Annotated in this window: 9 protein-coding genes; 5 read left to right on the forward strand and 4 right to left on the reverse strand. The window is 70.8% G+C overall.

What is annotated here, in order from left to right:
• Positions 1-3 precede the first annotated feature (3 nt).
• Complete coding sequence (locus JK359_RS34925) at positions 4-750, forward strand: response regulator (protein WP_201843653.1); 747 nt, start codon at positions 4-6, stop codon at positions 748-750.
• 8 nt (positions 751-758) lie between these two features.
• On the opposite strand, the gene JK359_RS34930 is transcribed toward JK359_RS34925, so the two are convergent.
• Entirely contained in the window at positions 759-1,934 is a 1,176-nt protein-coding gene (locus tag JK359_RS34930; protein WP_201843654.1) for a winged helix-turn-helix domain-containing protein, read from the reverse strand.
• A 52-nt stretch (positions 1,935-1,986) separates the two neighbouring features.
• Complete coding sequence (locus JK359_RS34935; protein WP_201843655.1) at positions 1,987-2,556, reverse strand: GNAT family N-acetyltransferase; 570 nt, start codon at positions 2,554-2,556, stop codon at positions 1,987-1,989.
• A 253-nt stretch (positions 2,557-2,809) separates the two neighbouring features.
• On the opposite strand from JK359_RS34935, the gene secA reads away from it, so the two are divergent.
• Positions 2,810-5,620, forward strand: coding sequence for a preprotein translocase subunit SecA (secA, locus tag JK359_RS34940; protein WP_201843656.1), 2,811 nt, complete (start codon positions 2,810-2,812; stop codon positions 5,618-5,620).
• 442 nt (positions 5,621-6,062) lie between these two features.
• On the opposite strand, the gene JK359_RS34945 is transcribed toward secA, so the two are convergent.
• Entirely contained in the window at positions 6,063-6,656 is a 594-nt protein-coding gene (locus JK359_RS34945; RefSeq protein WP_201843657.1) for an Rv3235 family protein, read from the reverse strand.
• Positions 6,657-6,988: 332 nt separating this feature from the next.
• Between JK359_RS34945 and JK359_RS34950 the strand changes: the two genes are divergently transcribed.
• Together JK359_RS34950 and JK359_RS34955 are read left to right on the forward strand one after the other, a co-directional pair.
• The gene (locus JK359_RS34950) at positions 6,989-7,501 is read left to right on the forward strand and encodes a DUF6912 family protein (RefSeq protein WP_201843658.1); all 513 of its coding nucleotides are present in this window, start codon (positions 6,989-6,991) and stop codon (positions 7,499-7,501) included.
• Between the two features lie 48 nt (positions 7,502-7,549).
• Complete coding sequence (locus JK359_RS34955) at positions 7,550-8,218, forward strand: HAD family hydrolase (RefSeq protein ID WP_201843659.1); 669 nt, start codon at positions 7,550-7,552, stop codon at positions 8,216-8,218.
• A 201-nt stretch (positions 8,219-8,419) separates the two neighbouring features.
• Here the strand turns inward: JK359_RS34955 and JK359_RS34960 are convergent, their stop codons facing one another.
• Positions 8,420-8,986 (reverse strand): DJ-1/PfpI family protein, encoded by a 567-nt coding sequence (locus tag JK359_RS34960; protein WP_201843660.1) that lies wholly within the window; start codon positions 8,984-8,986, stop codon positions 8,420-8,422.
• Positions 8,987-9,760: 774 nt separating this feature from the next.
• On the opposite strand from JK359_RS34960, the gene JK359_RS34965 reads away from it, so the two are divergent.
• Positions 9,761-14,704: an NAD-glutamate dehydrogenase gene (locus JK359_RS34965; RefSeq protein ID WP_201843661.1), complete on the forward strand. Its 4,944-nt coding sequence runs from the start codon at positions 9,761-9,763 to the stop codon at positions 14,702-14,704.
• Positions 14,705-14,761 lie beyond the last annotated feature (57 nt).

Below are 14,761 nucleotides of genomic sequence, written 5' to 3' on the forward strand. Positions count from 1 at the left end.
ACGATGGCGGACACCTTCGGACCGATGCGGGACGGGGACGCCGACGACGATGACATCGGCATGAGCACGGACGCCGGCTCACTTCGCAGGGAGCCGATCAGAGTCCTGGTCGTGGACGACCACGCCCTCTTCCGGCGCGGCCTGGAGATCGTGCTCGCGGCCGAGGAGGACATCCAGGTCGTCGGTGAGGCGGGCGACGGCGCCGAGGCCGTCGACAAGGCCGCCGACCTGCTGCCCGACATCGTGCTGATGGACGTCCGCATGCCCAAGCGCGGCGGGATCGAGGCCTGCACCTCCATCAAGGAGGTCGCCCCCAGCGCCAAGATCATCATGCTGACGATCAGCGACGAGGAGGCCGACCTCTACGACGCGATCAAGGCCGGTGCCACGGGATACCTGCTCAAGGAGATCTCGACCGACGAGGTGGCCACCGCCATCCGAGCGGTGGCCGACGGCCAGTCGCAGATCAGCCCCTCGATGGCGTCGAAACTCCTCACCGAGTTCAAGTCGATGATCCAGCGCACCGACGAGCGCCGGCTGGTGCCGGCGCCCCGGCTGACCGACCGGGAGCTGGAGGTCCTCAAGCTCGTCGCCACCGGGATGAACAACCGTGACATCGCCAAGGAACTGTTCATCTCCGAGAACACCGTGAAGAACCACGTCCGCAACATCCTGGAGAAGCTGCAGCTGCACTCCAGGATGGAGGCCGTGGTCTACGCCATGCGGGAGAAGATCCTCGAGATCCGCTAGGGCGGGGGCTACCCGAGCAGACCGGCGAGTTCCCTGTTCAGGGGCTCGCGCAGCTCGGGGGCGTCCACGCGCTCCACGCGGACGTCCGTGCAGTTCACCCACGTCGCGGCCTCGACCAGAGCCTGGGCGACCCCCGGGACCGCCTTGGGACCCTCCAGGGTCACCTGCCTGGCCACCAGCGTGCGGCCCTCTCGGGCCGGGTCGACACGCCCGACCAGCCGGCCGCCCGCGAGCACCGGCATCGCGAAGTATCCGTGGACGCGCTTCGGCTTGGGGACGTACGCCTCCAGCCGGTGGCTGAAGCCGAAGATCCGCTCCGTGCGCGCCCGCTCCCAGATCAGCGAGTCGAACGGCGACAGCAGCGTGGTGCGGTGCCGGCCCCGCGGCGGCGTCGCCAGGGCCTCCGGATCGGCCCAGGCCGGCTTGGCCCAGCCCTCGACCTCCACCGGCACCAGACCCGAGTCGGCGATCACCGCGTCCACCTGCTCGCCCTTCAGGCGGTGGTAGTCGGCGATGTCCGCGCGGGTGCCGACACCGAGGGACTCACCGGCCAGCCGGACCAGGCGGCGCAGGCACTCGGCGTCGTCCAGCTCGTCGTGCAGCAGCGCCTGCGGGACCGCGCGCTCCGCCAGGTCGTACACCCGCTTCCAGCCGCGCCGCTCCACGCACACCACCTCGCCGTACATCAGCGCGCGCTCCACGGCGACCTTGGTGCCCGACCAGTCCCACCACTCGTTCGTCTTCTTCGCGCCGCCCAGTTCCGTGGCGGTCAGCGGGCCCTCCGCGCGCAGCTGTTTGACGACCTGCTCGTAGGCGCCGTCGGGGAGTTCGTGGTTCCAGTGCGGGCGGTTGCGGTAGGCGCGGCGGCGGAAGGCGAAGTGCGGCCACTCCTCGACGGGGAGGATGCAGGCCGCGTGCGACCAGTACTCGAAGGCGTGGGCGTCCGACCAGTAAGCGGCCTCCACGGTCTTGCGGCCCACCGCGCCCAGGCGCGCGTACGGCACGAGTTCGTGGGAGCGGGCGAGGACCGAGATCGTGTCGAGCTGCACCGCGCCGAGGTGGCGCAGCACCCCGCGGACACCGGACCGCCGGTCGGGCGCGCCGAGGAAGCCCTGGGCCCGCAGGGCGATACGGCGGGCGTCGTCCGCGGTGAGGGTGGTGGTCGGGCGCGGAAGGGTCGTCATGTGTCGGACGATAGAGGGTGCCACTGACAGCCCGTCCTGAGCTGCGCGTTCCTCAGGAACGCGCGGGCAGGTAGGGGGCCGTGGACGGCAGGCCCAGGTCCGAGGGGAGCAGGGAGCCGACCCAGCAGTCCCGTCGTACTCCCTTGTTGTTGAGCGCCGAGCGCAGGGTGCCCTCGACGGTGAAGCCCGCGCGTTCGGCCACCGCGCGGGAGGCGAGGTTGCCGACCTCGGCCCGCCATTCGACCCGGTCGACGCCGGCCGCGGTGAAGATCCAGCGGCAGGCGGCCAGCGTGGCCTCGGTGATGTAGCCGTGGCCGCGGTGCTCCTTGGCCGCCCAGAAGCCGATCTCGGCGGCGGCCAGCCCGCGCATCGTCAGCTCGAGCATCCCGGCCAGTTCCCCGCCGCCGAGGAACACCCCGAAGGCGAACGCCGAACCGTGGGACCAGCCGTCGGGAACCGTCTCCTGCGTGAAGCCGCGCGCGTGCTCGGGCAGGTAGGGCGAGGGGATCGTGGTCCAGCGCTGGATGTCGGGGTCCTGGGCGGCCGCGTGCACCGCCTCGGTGTCCTCCGGCCCGACGGCGCGCAGGCGGAGACGGTCGGTGGTGAGCGTGACGGGTTCCATCGGCCGATTCTGATCCGGCCACACCGGGGAGGCCATCGGTTTTCGCTATCCGTGAGCGCGCGATCACATTTCGCACAAATCCCTGCGCCGATGCGGCACTATCCCGGTTCCCCGTCCGTTGTCCCGGGTGAAGCAGCCGCCAGGCAGCCAGGCCCTCCCGGCGCGGCCGGGTCCTCGCATACGATGGCCGTTGCTCAGTATGTAGAAGGAAAACCGACCGTCCCAGGCCCGACCGGCAAGGAGACCAGCCCCCGTGTCCGTCCTCTCGAAGATCATGCGTGCAGGCGAAGGCAAGATCCTGCGCAAGCTGCACCGCATCGCGGACCAGGTCAACTCCATCGAAGAGGACTTCGTCGACCTCTCCGACGCCGAGCTGCGCGCCCTCACCGAGGAGTACAAGCAGCGGTACGCCGACGGAGAGTCCCTGGACGACCTGCTCCCCGAGGCGTTCGCCACCGTGCGCGAGGCCGCCAAGCGCGTCCTCGGCCAGCGCCACTACGATGTGCAGCTGATGGGCGGCGCCGCCCTCCACCTCGGCTACGTGGCCGAGATGAAGACCGGTGAGGGCAAGACCCTCGTCGGCACGCTGCCGGCGTACCTGAACGCCCTGTCCGGCGACGGCGTGCACCTCATCACGGTCAACGACTACCTGGCCGAGCGCGACTCCGAGATGATGGGCCGCGTCCACAAGTTCCTGGGCCTGAGCGTCGGCTGCATCCTCGCCAACATGACGCCGGCCCAGCGCCGCGAGCAGTACGACTGCGACATCACCTACGGCACGAACAACGAGTTCGGCTTCGACTACCTGCGCGACAACATGGCGTGGTCGAAGGACGAGCTGGTGCAGCGCGGCCACAACTTCGCCATCGTCGACGAGGTCGACTCCATCCTGGTCGACGAGGCCCGTACGCCGCTGATCATCTCCGGCCCGGCCGACCAGGCCACCAAGTGGTACGGCGACTTCGCCAAGCTGGTCACGCGCCTGAAGAGGGGCGAGGCGGGCAACCCGCTCAAGGGCCTGGAGGAGACCGGCGACTACGACGTCGACGAGAAGAAGCGCACGGTCGCCATCCACGAGAACGGCGTCTCCAAGGTCGAGGACTGGCTGGGCATCGACAACCTCTACGAGTCGGTGAACACCCCCCTCGTGGGCTACCTGAACAACGCCATCAAGGCCAAGGAGCTGTTCAAGCGCGACAAGGACTACGTCGTCATCGACGGCGAAGTCATGATCGTCGACGAGCACACCGGCCGTATCCTCGCCGGCCGCCGCTACAACGAGGGCATGCACCAGGCGATCGAGGCGAAGGAAGGGGTGGACATCAAGGACGAGAACCAGACGCTCGCCACGATCACCCTGCAGAACTTCTTCCGCCTCTACTCGAAGCTCTCCGGCATGACCGGTACGGCGATGACCGAGGCCGCCGAGTTCCACCAGATCTACAAGCTCGGCGTGGTCCCGATCCCGACCAACAAGCCGATGGTCCGCAAGGACCAGTCGGACCTGATCTACCGCACCGAGGTCGCCAAGTTCGAGGCGGTCGTCGACGACATCGCGGAGAAGCACGAGAAGGGCCAGCCGATCCTCGTCGGCACGACCTCCGTGGAGAAGTCGGAGTACCTCTCGCAGCAGCTCAGCAAGCGCGGCATCCAGCACGAGGTGCTGAACGCCAAGCACCACGAGCGCGAGGCGCAGATCGTCGCCCAGGCCGGCCGCAAGGGTGCCGTCACGGTGGCCACCAACATGGCCGGCCGTGGTACGGACATCAAGCTCGGTGGCAACCCCGAGGACCTCGCCGAGGCGGAGCTGCGCCAGCGCGGCCTCGACCCCGAGGAGCACATCGAGGAGTGGGCGCACGCGCTGCCCGCCGCCCTGGAGAAGGCCGAGCAGGCCGTCAAGGCCGAGAAGGACGAGGTCGAGGCCCTCGGCGGCCTCTACGTCCTCGGCACCGAGCGGCACGAGTCCCGGCGCATCGACAACCAGCTGCGCGGCCGTTCCGGCCGTCAGGGCGACCCCGGCGAGTCCCGCTTCTACCTCTCCCTGGGCGACGACCTGATGCGCCTGTTCAAGGCCCAGATGGTCGAGCGCGTGATGTCGATGGCGAACGTGCCGGACGACGTGCCGATCGAGAACAAGATGGTCACCCGCGCGATCGCGTCCGCGCAGTCGCAGGTCGAGCAGCAGAACTTCGAGACCCGTAAGAACGTCCTGAAGTACGACGAGGTGCTCAACCGGCAGCGCGAGGTCATCTACGGCGAGCGCCGGCGCGTCCTGGAGGGCGAGGACCTGCAGGAGCAGATCCATCACTTCATGGACGACACGATCGACGCGTACATCGCCGCGGAGACCGCCGAGGGCTTCCCCGAGGACTGGGACCTCGACCGGCTGTGGGGCGCCTTCCGGCAGCTGTACCCGGTGAAGGTCACCGTGGAGGAGCTGGAGGAGGCGGCCGGCGACCGGGCCGGGCTCACCGCCGAGTTCATCTCGGAGTCCATCAAGGAGGACATCCACGAGCAGTACGAGGCCCGTGAGACGCAGCTCGGCTCCGAGATCATGCGTGAGCTGGAGCGCCGGGTCGTGCTGTCGGTGCTGGACCGCAAGTGGCGCGAGCACCTCTACGAGATGGACTACCTCCAGGAGGGCATCGGCCTGCGCGCGATGGCGCAGAAGGACCCGCTGGTCGAGTACCAGCGCGAGGGCTTCGACATGTTCTCCGCGATGATGGACGGCATCAAGGAGGAGTCCGTCGGCTACCTGTTCAACCTGGAGGTCCAGGTCGAGCAGCAGGTCGAGGAGGTCCCGGTCGAGGAGGCCCAGCCGGTCGCCGAGGGCGTCCAGGACACCGTGCCGGCGCAGGCGGGTGCACGTCCGGAGATCCGCGCGAAGGGGCTGGACGTTCCGCAGCGGCGGGATCTGCACTTCTCCGCGCCCACCGTGGACGGTGAGGGCGGCATCGTCGAGCGTGACCTGGAGGACGACGAGCCGGTGCGGTCCGAGGCGGACGGCCTCACGCGCGCCGAGCGCCGGCGTCAGGCGAAGGGCGGCCGACGCCGCAAGAAGTAGGCAACGCCAGCCTGCGGCGCCCCGCCGTTGAAGAAGGGCCGGGTCTCCTTTGCGGGGGCCCGGCCTTTCTGCTGCGTCGGAGCGGAGTTGTGGGCTCTGCCTGCGAGTCGCGTCGGTGCGGGCCCACGTTAGCTCCGCAGGCCCCGTCGTGCAGGTGCGGGTGCGTGGGGGCTGGTCGCGCAGTTCCCCGCGCCCCTGGGGAGTTGCGGTGGCCGGCGCCGACTCGGTTCCCCGGCCGCCCGCACCCACACAGCGGCCGCCCGCACCCACTCAGCGGCCTTCCGGACCTGCAGTCCCGCGTGCCCGCATCCACGCGAGGTGCCTGCAGTCCAGCGTGCCCGCATCCACGCGAGGTGCCTGCAGTCCCGCCTGCCCTCGTCCACGCGATGCGGGCCCGCAGGGCGACCGCGGGCCCGCATCCACGTCACGCTGCCCCGCAGGGCTACCGCGGGCCCGTCTCTACCGCTGTGCAGCGCCAGCGCAGGTCCTTGCCCAGTTCCAGGCGGAAGGCCATCGCCCGCAGCTGGTCGCCCGCGGCGATGCGGGCGAAGACCTCCAGGGCGCCTTCGCTGGGGACGTAGTAGCCGATGTCGTGGACGACCGGGCTCGGGCCGAGGGCGCGCAGGGGGCGTCGTTCGGCCAGGCGGGCCAGCTCGTCGTAGGCGCGGCCCGCGGTGTGGCGGAGCATCCAGTGGACGGGACGGCGGCCGCTCAGGACGGCCAGCAGGCGGTCGGCGAAGAGGTCGGTGGGGCGGAGCTGCCGGGCGGCGGTCCCGGGCCCGGTGTGGGCCGTCCCGGCGGCGTTGCGGGGGGTTCCGGGCCCGGTACGGGCCGTGGTGGGCGCCGTACGGGCCGACGGGGGCGGGTTGAGGGCCGGTTCGGGCGCGGCGCGCGGCGGCTCGGGGCGTGTGGTGGCCGTGGCCGTCGGCCTGCTGGGCACGCGCGGCGGGGCGCCACCCGGACGGCGGGAGTCGCGACGGGTCGGCGGGCGGTGCCGCGGGCGGGGCTGGGCGGTGCGGCTCATGACCTTGTTCATTGGGGTCCCCGTTCGGCGGGCCCGGACGATACCGGGCGGTAACTCGCTGGTGGGGATCTTGTACGGGGCGGGGAAGGGGCTTGCAAGGAAGGCGCGGAGTGCCGGCGAGGGGGTGGAGAGTTCACCTATCCGAGGGAATCCAGGGGGTGCGGAGCCCGGGAAGAAGCGGCCGGGGAGGGTGAGTTCCGGGCGCGGAGGTGACGCCTGGGAGGGGGTGGTGAGGGACCCGAAAGGGGACGGGCGCACGTATCCTGAAGGCCCTCCGGGAGATGCGCCAGCCGCTCTCCCCGGAGCCCCCAAGCGGAGCCTCTGACCAGGAAAGAGCGGCCGGTATGCGCGTCTACGTCCCCCTGACCCTCCCCGCTCTCGCCGAGGCGCACAAGACGGGTGAGCTGGGGAGCGGCCCCTTCGTCGCGTACGCCGTCACGCCCGCGCTGCGCCAGTGGTACCTCTCGGAGGACATCGAGGAACTGGAGTACGCGGCGCTCGGCCGGGCCGCGCTGGCCTCGCTGCGGCTCCTCGCGGCGGACGCCGGTGCGGCACGGCGCCGGGTCGTCGTCGCCGTGGACGTGCCCGACGGTGCCGCGAGGGTCGACCCGGACGGTGCCCTCAAGCCGTCCGCCTTCGGTGAGGTGAGCGTGACCGTGACGGTGCCGCTCGCGAAGGCGGCCTCCGTGCACGTCGACGCCGACGACGCCGAGGCCGAGGTCACCGCGGCGGCACAGGCGCTGGCGGCGGCGGACGGCGGGGACGACGACGCCCAGTCCGTCGTGGACGGGGCGGACGAGCACGAGCTGCTCTGGTACGCCACCCAGGAGATCCCCAACCTGGTCGGACGGGTCTGACCAGGGCCGGAGCCGTGATTGTCAGTGGCGGCGGGTACGGTCTTGGACATGGGGATGCACGGAAGCGCGCACATCGTCTGGGACTGGAACGGGACGCTGTTCCACGACAATGACGCGATCATCGGGGCGACGAACGCGGCCTTCGCCGAGCTGGGGCTCGCACCGATCACGCTGGAGCAGTACCGCTCGCTGTACTGCGTACCGGTGCCGAAGTTCTACGAGCGGCTGCTCGGGCGACTGCCGACCGACACCGAGTGGGAACTGATGGACGGGGTCTTCCACCGGCACTACGCCGAGCACCGGGTGCGGTGCCGGCTCACCGAGGGTGCGGAGGAACTGCTCGCGGGGTGGAGGTCGGCAGGACACAGCCAGTCGCTGCTGAGCATGTACGGGCACGAGGAGCTGGTACCGCTGGTGCGGGGCTTCGGGATCGAGGCGCACTTCATACGGGTCGACGGGCGCACGGGGCCGTCCGGGGGCAGCAAGGCCGAGCACATGGTGCGACACCTGGAGGCGCTGGCGGGCACGGTGGCTCTGGAGCGGACCGTGGTGATCGGGGACGCGGCGGACGACGCGGTCGCCGCGCGGTACGTGGGGGCGCGGGCCGTGTTGTACACCGGCGGGTCGCACAGCCGGGCCAGCCTGGAGGAAGTGGGCGTTCCGGTGGTGGACACGCTGGCCGACGCGGTGGCGGAGGCACGGAGGGCGGCCGCGTAGCGGAGACGACGCCCCCGGCCCCGGCGCCCGGCGCCCCCGGCGCCCGGCGCCCCCGGCCCCGGTGCCCGGCCCCGGCGCCCGGCCGCCCCGGCTCCCGGCGCCCCCTGCTCCTCCTCAGCCGGCCGGGCGCTCCTCGTCAGCCGGCTGGGCGCTCCTCCTGAGCCGGCCGGCGCTCCCCCTCCGCTCACCCGGTGTTCCTCCTCAGCTCACCGGCGCCTTGGACCGCAGGACACCCAGGAACTCCCGCATCCATGCCGGGTGGTCCGGCCAGGCGCGAGCGGAGATCAGGGTGCCGTCGACCACCGCCTCGGCGTCCTGGAAGCTCGCTCCGGCGGCCTGCATGTCCGGCTCCAGCGCGGGGTACGCCGTGACCCGGCGGCCCCGGAGGGAGTCGATCGCGGCGGTGAGCAGCGGGCCGTGGCAGATCTGGGCGACCGGCTTGTCCGCGTCGAAGAAGGCCTTGAGGATCTTGCGCAGTTCGCCGTCGTTGCGCAGGTACTCGGGGGCCCGGCCGCCCGGGATGACGAGGGCCGCGTAGTCCCCGGGGTCCACCTCCGAGAAGGCCAGGTCGGCGGGCCAGGTGTAGCCGGGTTTCTCGGTGTACGTGTCGTAGCCGGGTTCGAAGTCGTGGACGACGAAGCGGAGGGTCTTGCGGCTGGGGGCGGCGATGTGGACGTCGTAGCCTTCCTCGCGGAGCCGCTGGTAGGGGTAGAGGACCTCCAGGGACTCCGCCGCGTCGCCGGTGACGATCAGGATCTTCGTGGGCATGGTCGGCTCCTCAGGGGCAGACACCGGGCTCTGTGAGACTCTGCGGGCAGAACTCCGGGGCGGGGGCACACTGCCCGTCCGGGGCACCGCGCCTCCGCCGTCCTGGGCACCGTGCCCCTCGCAGGGCGCGCTTGCCAAGAGGGCCCGGCGCTTTCAGGGTGCGACCGCAGCGCCGGAGGCGCGACCGGATGCGCCACGTGCCGGAACGCACCACCGCAGCGCGAACGCACCACCGCAGCCGGAACGCACGCCCCCGAACGCACCGCCGCATGCACCACCCACCGGCCGGCACCCTCGACCGGGTGCGCCGTCCGGGCGCCGGATACGTCACCCGGCCCCGCCACGCCGCTGTGCAGAACGTCAAACTTCACCCCTCGGTTTTGTACACATACGGCTCATGACGGGCCCGGGGTAAGTGGCGATAGCCTGGTGGCGTGATCAGCGCGATATCTCGCGGGAGCGATGCTGCTCCTGCCCTGCGCCCGGGTTGCACGGAACACCTCCGTGACCGGGCGGCGGTCGCTGGTCTTCGCGGGCGGGACGGGGGCGCGGACGCCCCCGAGGCGCCGAGGACGATCCCGGACACGGCGGCGCCGAGAGCAGCGTCACAGCTGTCTGACGTGTCGACAATGGCCGAATACCCCCCGCTCATCTCACCTCGAGGCATAGCGTCGGAACCGACCGGACACCCCGGGACGTGGCGTTGTGTCGCAGGGACAGGGACCGTACTTCCTTCTACGTCACGCAACGGCGCGCGACAGGAGCCAGAGGACAATGCAGACCAAGCTGGACGAAGCAAAGGCCGAGCTGCTCGAGAGGGCCGCCCGGGTAGCTGAGAACAGCCCGGTCGGGGGGCACCTACCGACCGGGTCGACGAGCGAGGGCACTCCCGGCACCCCGGACGCGGAATCCGTGCTCGCGTTCCTCCAGCGCTACTACCTGCACACCGCCCCGGAAGACCTCGCCGACCGCGACCCGGTCGACGTCTTCGGTGCCGCGGTCTCGCACTACCGTCTCGCCGAGAACCGCCCCCAGGGCACCGCGAACGTCCGGGTGCACACCCCGACCGTGGAGGAGAACGGCTGGACCTGCAGCCACACGGTCGTGGAGGTCGTCACCGACGACATGCCCTTCCTCGTCGACTCGGTCACCAACGAGCTGACCCGGCAGGGACGCGGCATCCACGTCGTCATCCACCCGCAGTTCGTCGTCCGGCGTGACCTGACCGGCCAGCTGATCGAGGTGCTGCCGACCCCGCCCACCGGCGACTTCCCGCACGACGCGCACGTCGAGTCCTGGATCCACGTCGAGATCGACCGGGAGACCGACCGCGCCGACCTGAAGCAGATCACCGCCGACCTGCTGCGCGTCCTGTCCGACGTCCGTGAGGCCGTCGAGGACTGGGAGAAGATGCGGGACACGGCGACCCGGATCGCCGACGACCTGCGGAGCGAGCCCGCCCCCGGCGACCTGCCCCGGCCCGAGGTCGACGAGGCCCGCGAGCTGCTGCACTGGCTCGCCGCCGACCACTTCACCTTCCTCGGCTTCCGTGAGTACGAGCTGCGCGCCGACGACACGCTCGCCGCCGTGCCCGGCACCGGTCTCGGCATACTGCGCTCGGACCCGCACCACGCGGAGGACGACCAGCACCCGGTCAGCCCCTCCTTCGAGCGGCTCCCGGCGGACGCCCGCGCCAAGGCCCGCGAGCACAAGCTGCTCGTGCTGACCAAGGCCAACAGCCGGGCCACCGTGCACCGGCCGTCGTACCTGGACTACATCGGCGTCAAGAAGTTCGACGCGGACGGCAACGTCATCGGTGAGCGCCGCTTCCTGGGCCTCTTCTCGTCCGCCGCCTACACCGACTCGGTGCGCCGGGTCCCGGTGGTCCGCCGCAAGGTCGACGAGGTGCTCGAGCGCGCCGGGTTCTCGCCCAACAGCCACGACGGCCGCGACCTGCTCCAGATCATGGAGACCTACCCGCGCGACGAGCTGTTCCAGACGCCGGTCGCCGAGCTGCAGTCCATCGTCACGAGCGTCCTGTACCTGCAGGAGCGCCGCAGGCTGCGGCTGTACCTGCGCCAGGACGAGTACGGCCGCTACTACTCGGCCCTCGTCTACCTCCCGCGCGACCGCTACACCACCGGCGTCCGCCTCCGGATCATCGACATCCTCAAGGAGGAACTGGGCGGCATCAGCGTCGACTTCACCGCCTGGAACACCGAGTCGATCCTGTCCCGGCTGCACTTCGTCGTCCGGGTCCCGCAGGGCACCGAGCTGCCCGAGCTGTCGGACGCCGACAAGGAGCGCATCGAGGCCCGCCTGGTGGAGGCCGCCCGTTCCTGGGCCGACGCGTTCGCCGAGGCGCTGACCGCCGAGTGCGGTGAGGAGCACGCGGCCGAGGTGCTGCGCCGCTACAACCACTCCTTCCCGGAGGGCTACAAGGCCGACCACTCGCCGCGTGCCGCGGTCGCCGACCTCGTCCACCTGGAGCAGCTGAGCGAGGACAAGACCTTCTCGCTCAGCCTGTACGAGCCGGTGGGTGCCGCGCCCGACGAGCGCCGCTTCAAGATCTACCAGAAGGGCGGCACCGTCTCCCTCTCCAAGGTCCTGCCGGTGCTCAGCCGTCTGGGCGTCGAGGTCACCGACGAGCGCCCGTACGAGCTGCGCTGCGCGGACCGCACCACCGCCTGGATCTACGACTTCGGTCTGCGCATGCCCAAGTCGGTGGGCGGTCACAGTGGCGACCGGCTGGCGGACGACGCCCGTGAGCGGTTCCAGGACGCGTTCGCCGCCACCTGGACCGGCAAGGCCGAGAACGACGGCTTCAACGCCCTCGTGCTGAGCGCCGGGCTCTCCTGGCGGCAGGCGATGGTGCTGCGCGCCTACGCCAAGTACCTGCGGCAGGCCGGCTCGACCTTCTCGCAGGACTACATGGAGGACACCCTCCGCAACAACGTCCACACCACCCGGTTGCTCGTCTCCCTGTTCGAGGCGCGGATGTCCCCGGAACGGCAGCAGGCCGGCCTGGAGATCACCGACGCGCTGCTGGAGGAGCTGGACGCGGCCCTGGAGCAGGTCGCCAGCCTGGACGAGGACCGCATCCTGCGGTCCTTCCTGACCGTCATCAAGGCGACCCTGCGCACCAACTTCTTCCAGGAGGCGCTCGGCGGCAAGCCGCACGACTACGTCTCCATGAAGTTCGACCCGCAGGCCATCCCGGACCTGCCCGCGCCGCGCCCGGCGTACGAGATCTGGGTGTACTCGCCCCGCGTCGAGGGCGTGCACCTGCGCTTCGGCAAGGTCGCCCGCGGCGGTCTGCGCTGGTCCGACCGGCGTGAGGACTTCCGCACCGAGATCCTCGGCCTGGTCAAGGCGCAGATGGTGAAGAACACCGTCATCGTGCCGGTCGGCGCCAAGGGCGGCTTCGTCGCCAAGCAGCTGCCGGACCCGGGCGTGGACCGCGACGCCTGGCTGGCCGAGGGCATCGCCAGCTACAAGACGTTCATCTCGGCGCTGCTGGACATCACCGACAACATGGTGGCCGGCGAGGTCGTGCCGCCGCAGGACGTGGTCCGGCACGACGGCGACGACACCTACCTGGTCGTCGCCGCCGACAAGGGCACCGCGACCTTCTCGGACATCGCCAACGGCGTCGCCGAGAAGTACAACTTCTGGCTCGGCGACGCCTTCGCCTCCGGCGGCTCGGCCGGTTACGACCACAAGGGCATGGGCATCACCGCGCGCGGTGCCTGGGAGTCCGTGAAGCGGCACTTCCGCGAGCTGGGCGTGGACACGCAGAGCGAGGACTTCACGGTCGTCGGCATCGGCGACATGTCCGGTGACGTCTTCGGCAACGGCATGCTGCTCTCGGAGCACATCCGGCTGGTCGCCGCCTTCGACCACCGGCACATCTTCATCGACCCCACCCCGGACGCGGCCACCTCCTACGCCGAGCGCCGCCGCCTGTTCGAGCTGCCCCGCTCCAGCTGGGCCGACTACGACACCGGGCTGCTGTCGGCCGGCGGCGGGATCTTCCCGCGCAGCGCCAAGTCGATCACGCTCAACAGTCACATCCGCGAGGCCCTCGGTATCGAGGACAAGGTCGCCAAGATGACCCCGGCCGACCTGATGAAGACGATCCTGAAGTCGCCGGTGGACCTGCTGTGGAACGGCGGCATCGGCACGTACGTGAAGTCCTCGGCGGAGTCGAACGCGGACGTCGGTGACAAGGCCAACGACGCCATCCGCGTGGACGGCGCCGACCTGCGGGTCAAGGTCGTCGGCGAGGGCGGCAACCTGGGTCTGACGCAGCTCGGCCGGATCGAGTTCGCCACGCACGGCGGCAAGATCAACACGGACGCGATCGACAACAGCGCCGGTGTGGACACCTCCGACCACGAGGTGAACATCAAGATCCTGCTGAACGGCCTGGTCGCGGACGGCGACATGACCGTCAAGCAGCGCAACAAGCTGCTCGCCGAGATGACCGACGAGGTCGGCGCGCTGGTCCTGCGCAACAACTACGCGCAGAACACCGCCCTGGCCAACGCCCTGTCCCAGGCCAACGCCATGCTCCACGCCCAGCAGCGGTTCCTCCGCCACCTGGTGCGCGAGGGCCACCTGGACCGGGCGCTGGAGTTCCTGCCGACCGACCGGCAGATCCGGGACCGTATCGCCCAGGGCCACGGCCTGACCAGCCCGGAGACGGCCGTCGTGCTGGCGTACACGAAGATCACGGTCTCCGAGGAACTGCTGGGGACCTCGCTGCCGGACGACCCGTATCTGCGCGGCCTGCTGCACGCGTACTTCCCGTCGGCCCTGCGCGAGCGCTTCGCCGAGGCCATCGACAACCACCCGCTGCGTCGTGAGATCACCACGACCGTGCTGGTCAACGACACGGTCAACACGGGCGGTACGACGTATCTGCACCGCCTGCGCGAGGAGACCGGCGCCTCCCTGGAGGAGATCGTCCGCGCCCAGACCGCGGCCCGCGCGATCTTCTGCTCGGCGCCGGTGTGGGACGCGGTCGAGTCGCTGGACAACCAGGTCGACGCCGCCGTCCAGACCCGCATCCGGCTGCACTCGCGCCGGCTGGTCGAGCGCGGCACCCGCTGGCTGCTGAACAACCGTCCGCAGCCGCTGGAACTCGCCGAGACGGTCGAGTTCTTCGGTGAGCGAGTCGAGCAGGTCTGGCAGCAGCTGCCGAAGCTGCTGCGCGGCGCGGACCTGGAGTGGTACCAGCACGTGTACGACGAGCTGTCCGCAGCCGGCGTCCCGGACGAGCTGGCCGGCCGTGTGGCCGGGTTCTCCTCGGCCTTCCCGGCGCTGGACATCGTCTCGGTGGCCGACCGCATGGGCAAGGAGCCGCTGGACGTCGCCGAGATCTACTACGACCTCGCCGACCGGCTCGACATCACCCAGCTGATGGACCGCATCATCGAGCTGCCCCGCGAGGACCGCTGGCAGTCCATGGCCCGCGCCTCCATCCGCGAGGACCTCTACGCGGCGCACGCGGCGCTCACCGCGGACGTCTTCGCGGCGGGCAACGGCACCTCGACGCCGGAGCAGCGGTTCACGGCCTGGGAGCGGAAGAACCAGGCGATCCTGGGCCGCGCCCGCAGCACGCTGGACGAGATCCGCGGCTCGGACTCGTTCGACCTCGCCAACCTGTCGGTGGCGATGCGCACGATGCGGACGCTGCTGCGCACGCACTCGTAGCCGTACGGCGATGAAGGCGCCCCGGACCGGTGACGGTCCGGGGCGCCTTCCATGTGG

Origin of the sequence: Streptomyces actinomycinicus, from assembly GCF_016741775.1 — a bacterium.
GTDB classification, from domain to species: Bacteria; Actinomycetota; Actinomycetes; order Streptomycetales; family Streptomycetaceae; genus Streptomyces; species Streptomyces actinomycinicus.

What these genes read in the sequence shown, in the direction of transcription:
- JK359_RS34925 (WP_201843653.1), top strand. Translation starts at nt 4, where the DNA reads ATGGCGGACACCTTCGGACCGATGCGGGACGGGGACGCCGACGACGAT.
- JK359_RS34930 (WP_201843654.1), bottom strand. Translation starts at nt 1,934, where the DNA reads ATGACGACCCTTCCGCGCCCGACCACCACCCTCACCGCGGACGACGCC.
- JK359_RS34935 (WP_201843655.1), bottom strand. Translation starts at nt 2,556, where the DNA reads ATGGAACCCGTCACGCTCACCACCGACCGTCTCCGCCTGCGCGCCGTC.
- JK359_RS34945 (WP_201843657.1), bottom strand. Translation starts at nt 6,656, where the DNA reads ATGAACAAGGTCATGAGCCGCACCGCCCAGCCCCGCCCGCGGCACCGC.
- JK359_RS34950 (WP_201843658.1), top strand. Translation starts at nt 6,989, where the DNA reads ATGCGCGTCTACGTCCCCCTGACCCTCCCCGCTCTCGCCGAGGCGCAC.
- JK359_RS34955 (WP_201843659.1), top strand. Translation starts at nt 7,550, where the DNA reads ATGGGGATGCACGGAAGCGCGCACATCGTCTGGGACTGGAACGGGACG.
- JK359_RS34960 (WP_201843660.1), bottom strand. Translation starts at nt 8,986, where the DNA reads ATGCCCACGAAGATCCTGATCGTCACCGGCGACGCGGCGGAGTCCCTG.
- JK359_RS34965 (WP_201843661.1), top strand. Translation starts at nt 9,761, where the DNA reads ATGCAGACCAAGCTGGACGAAGCAAAGGCCGAGCTGCTCGAGAGGGCC.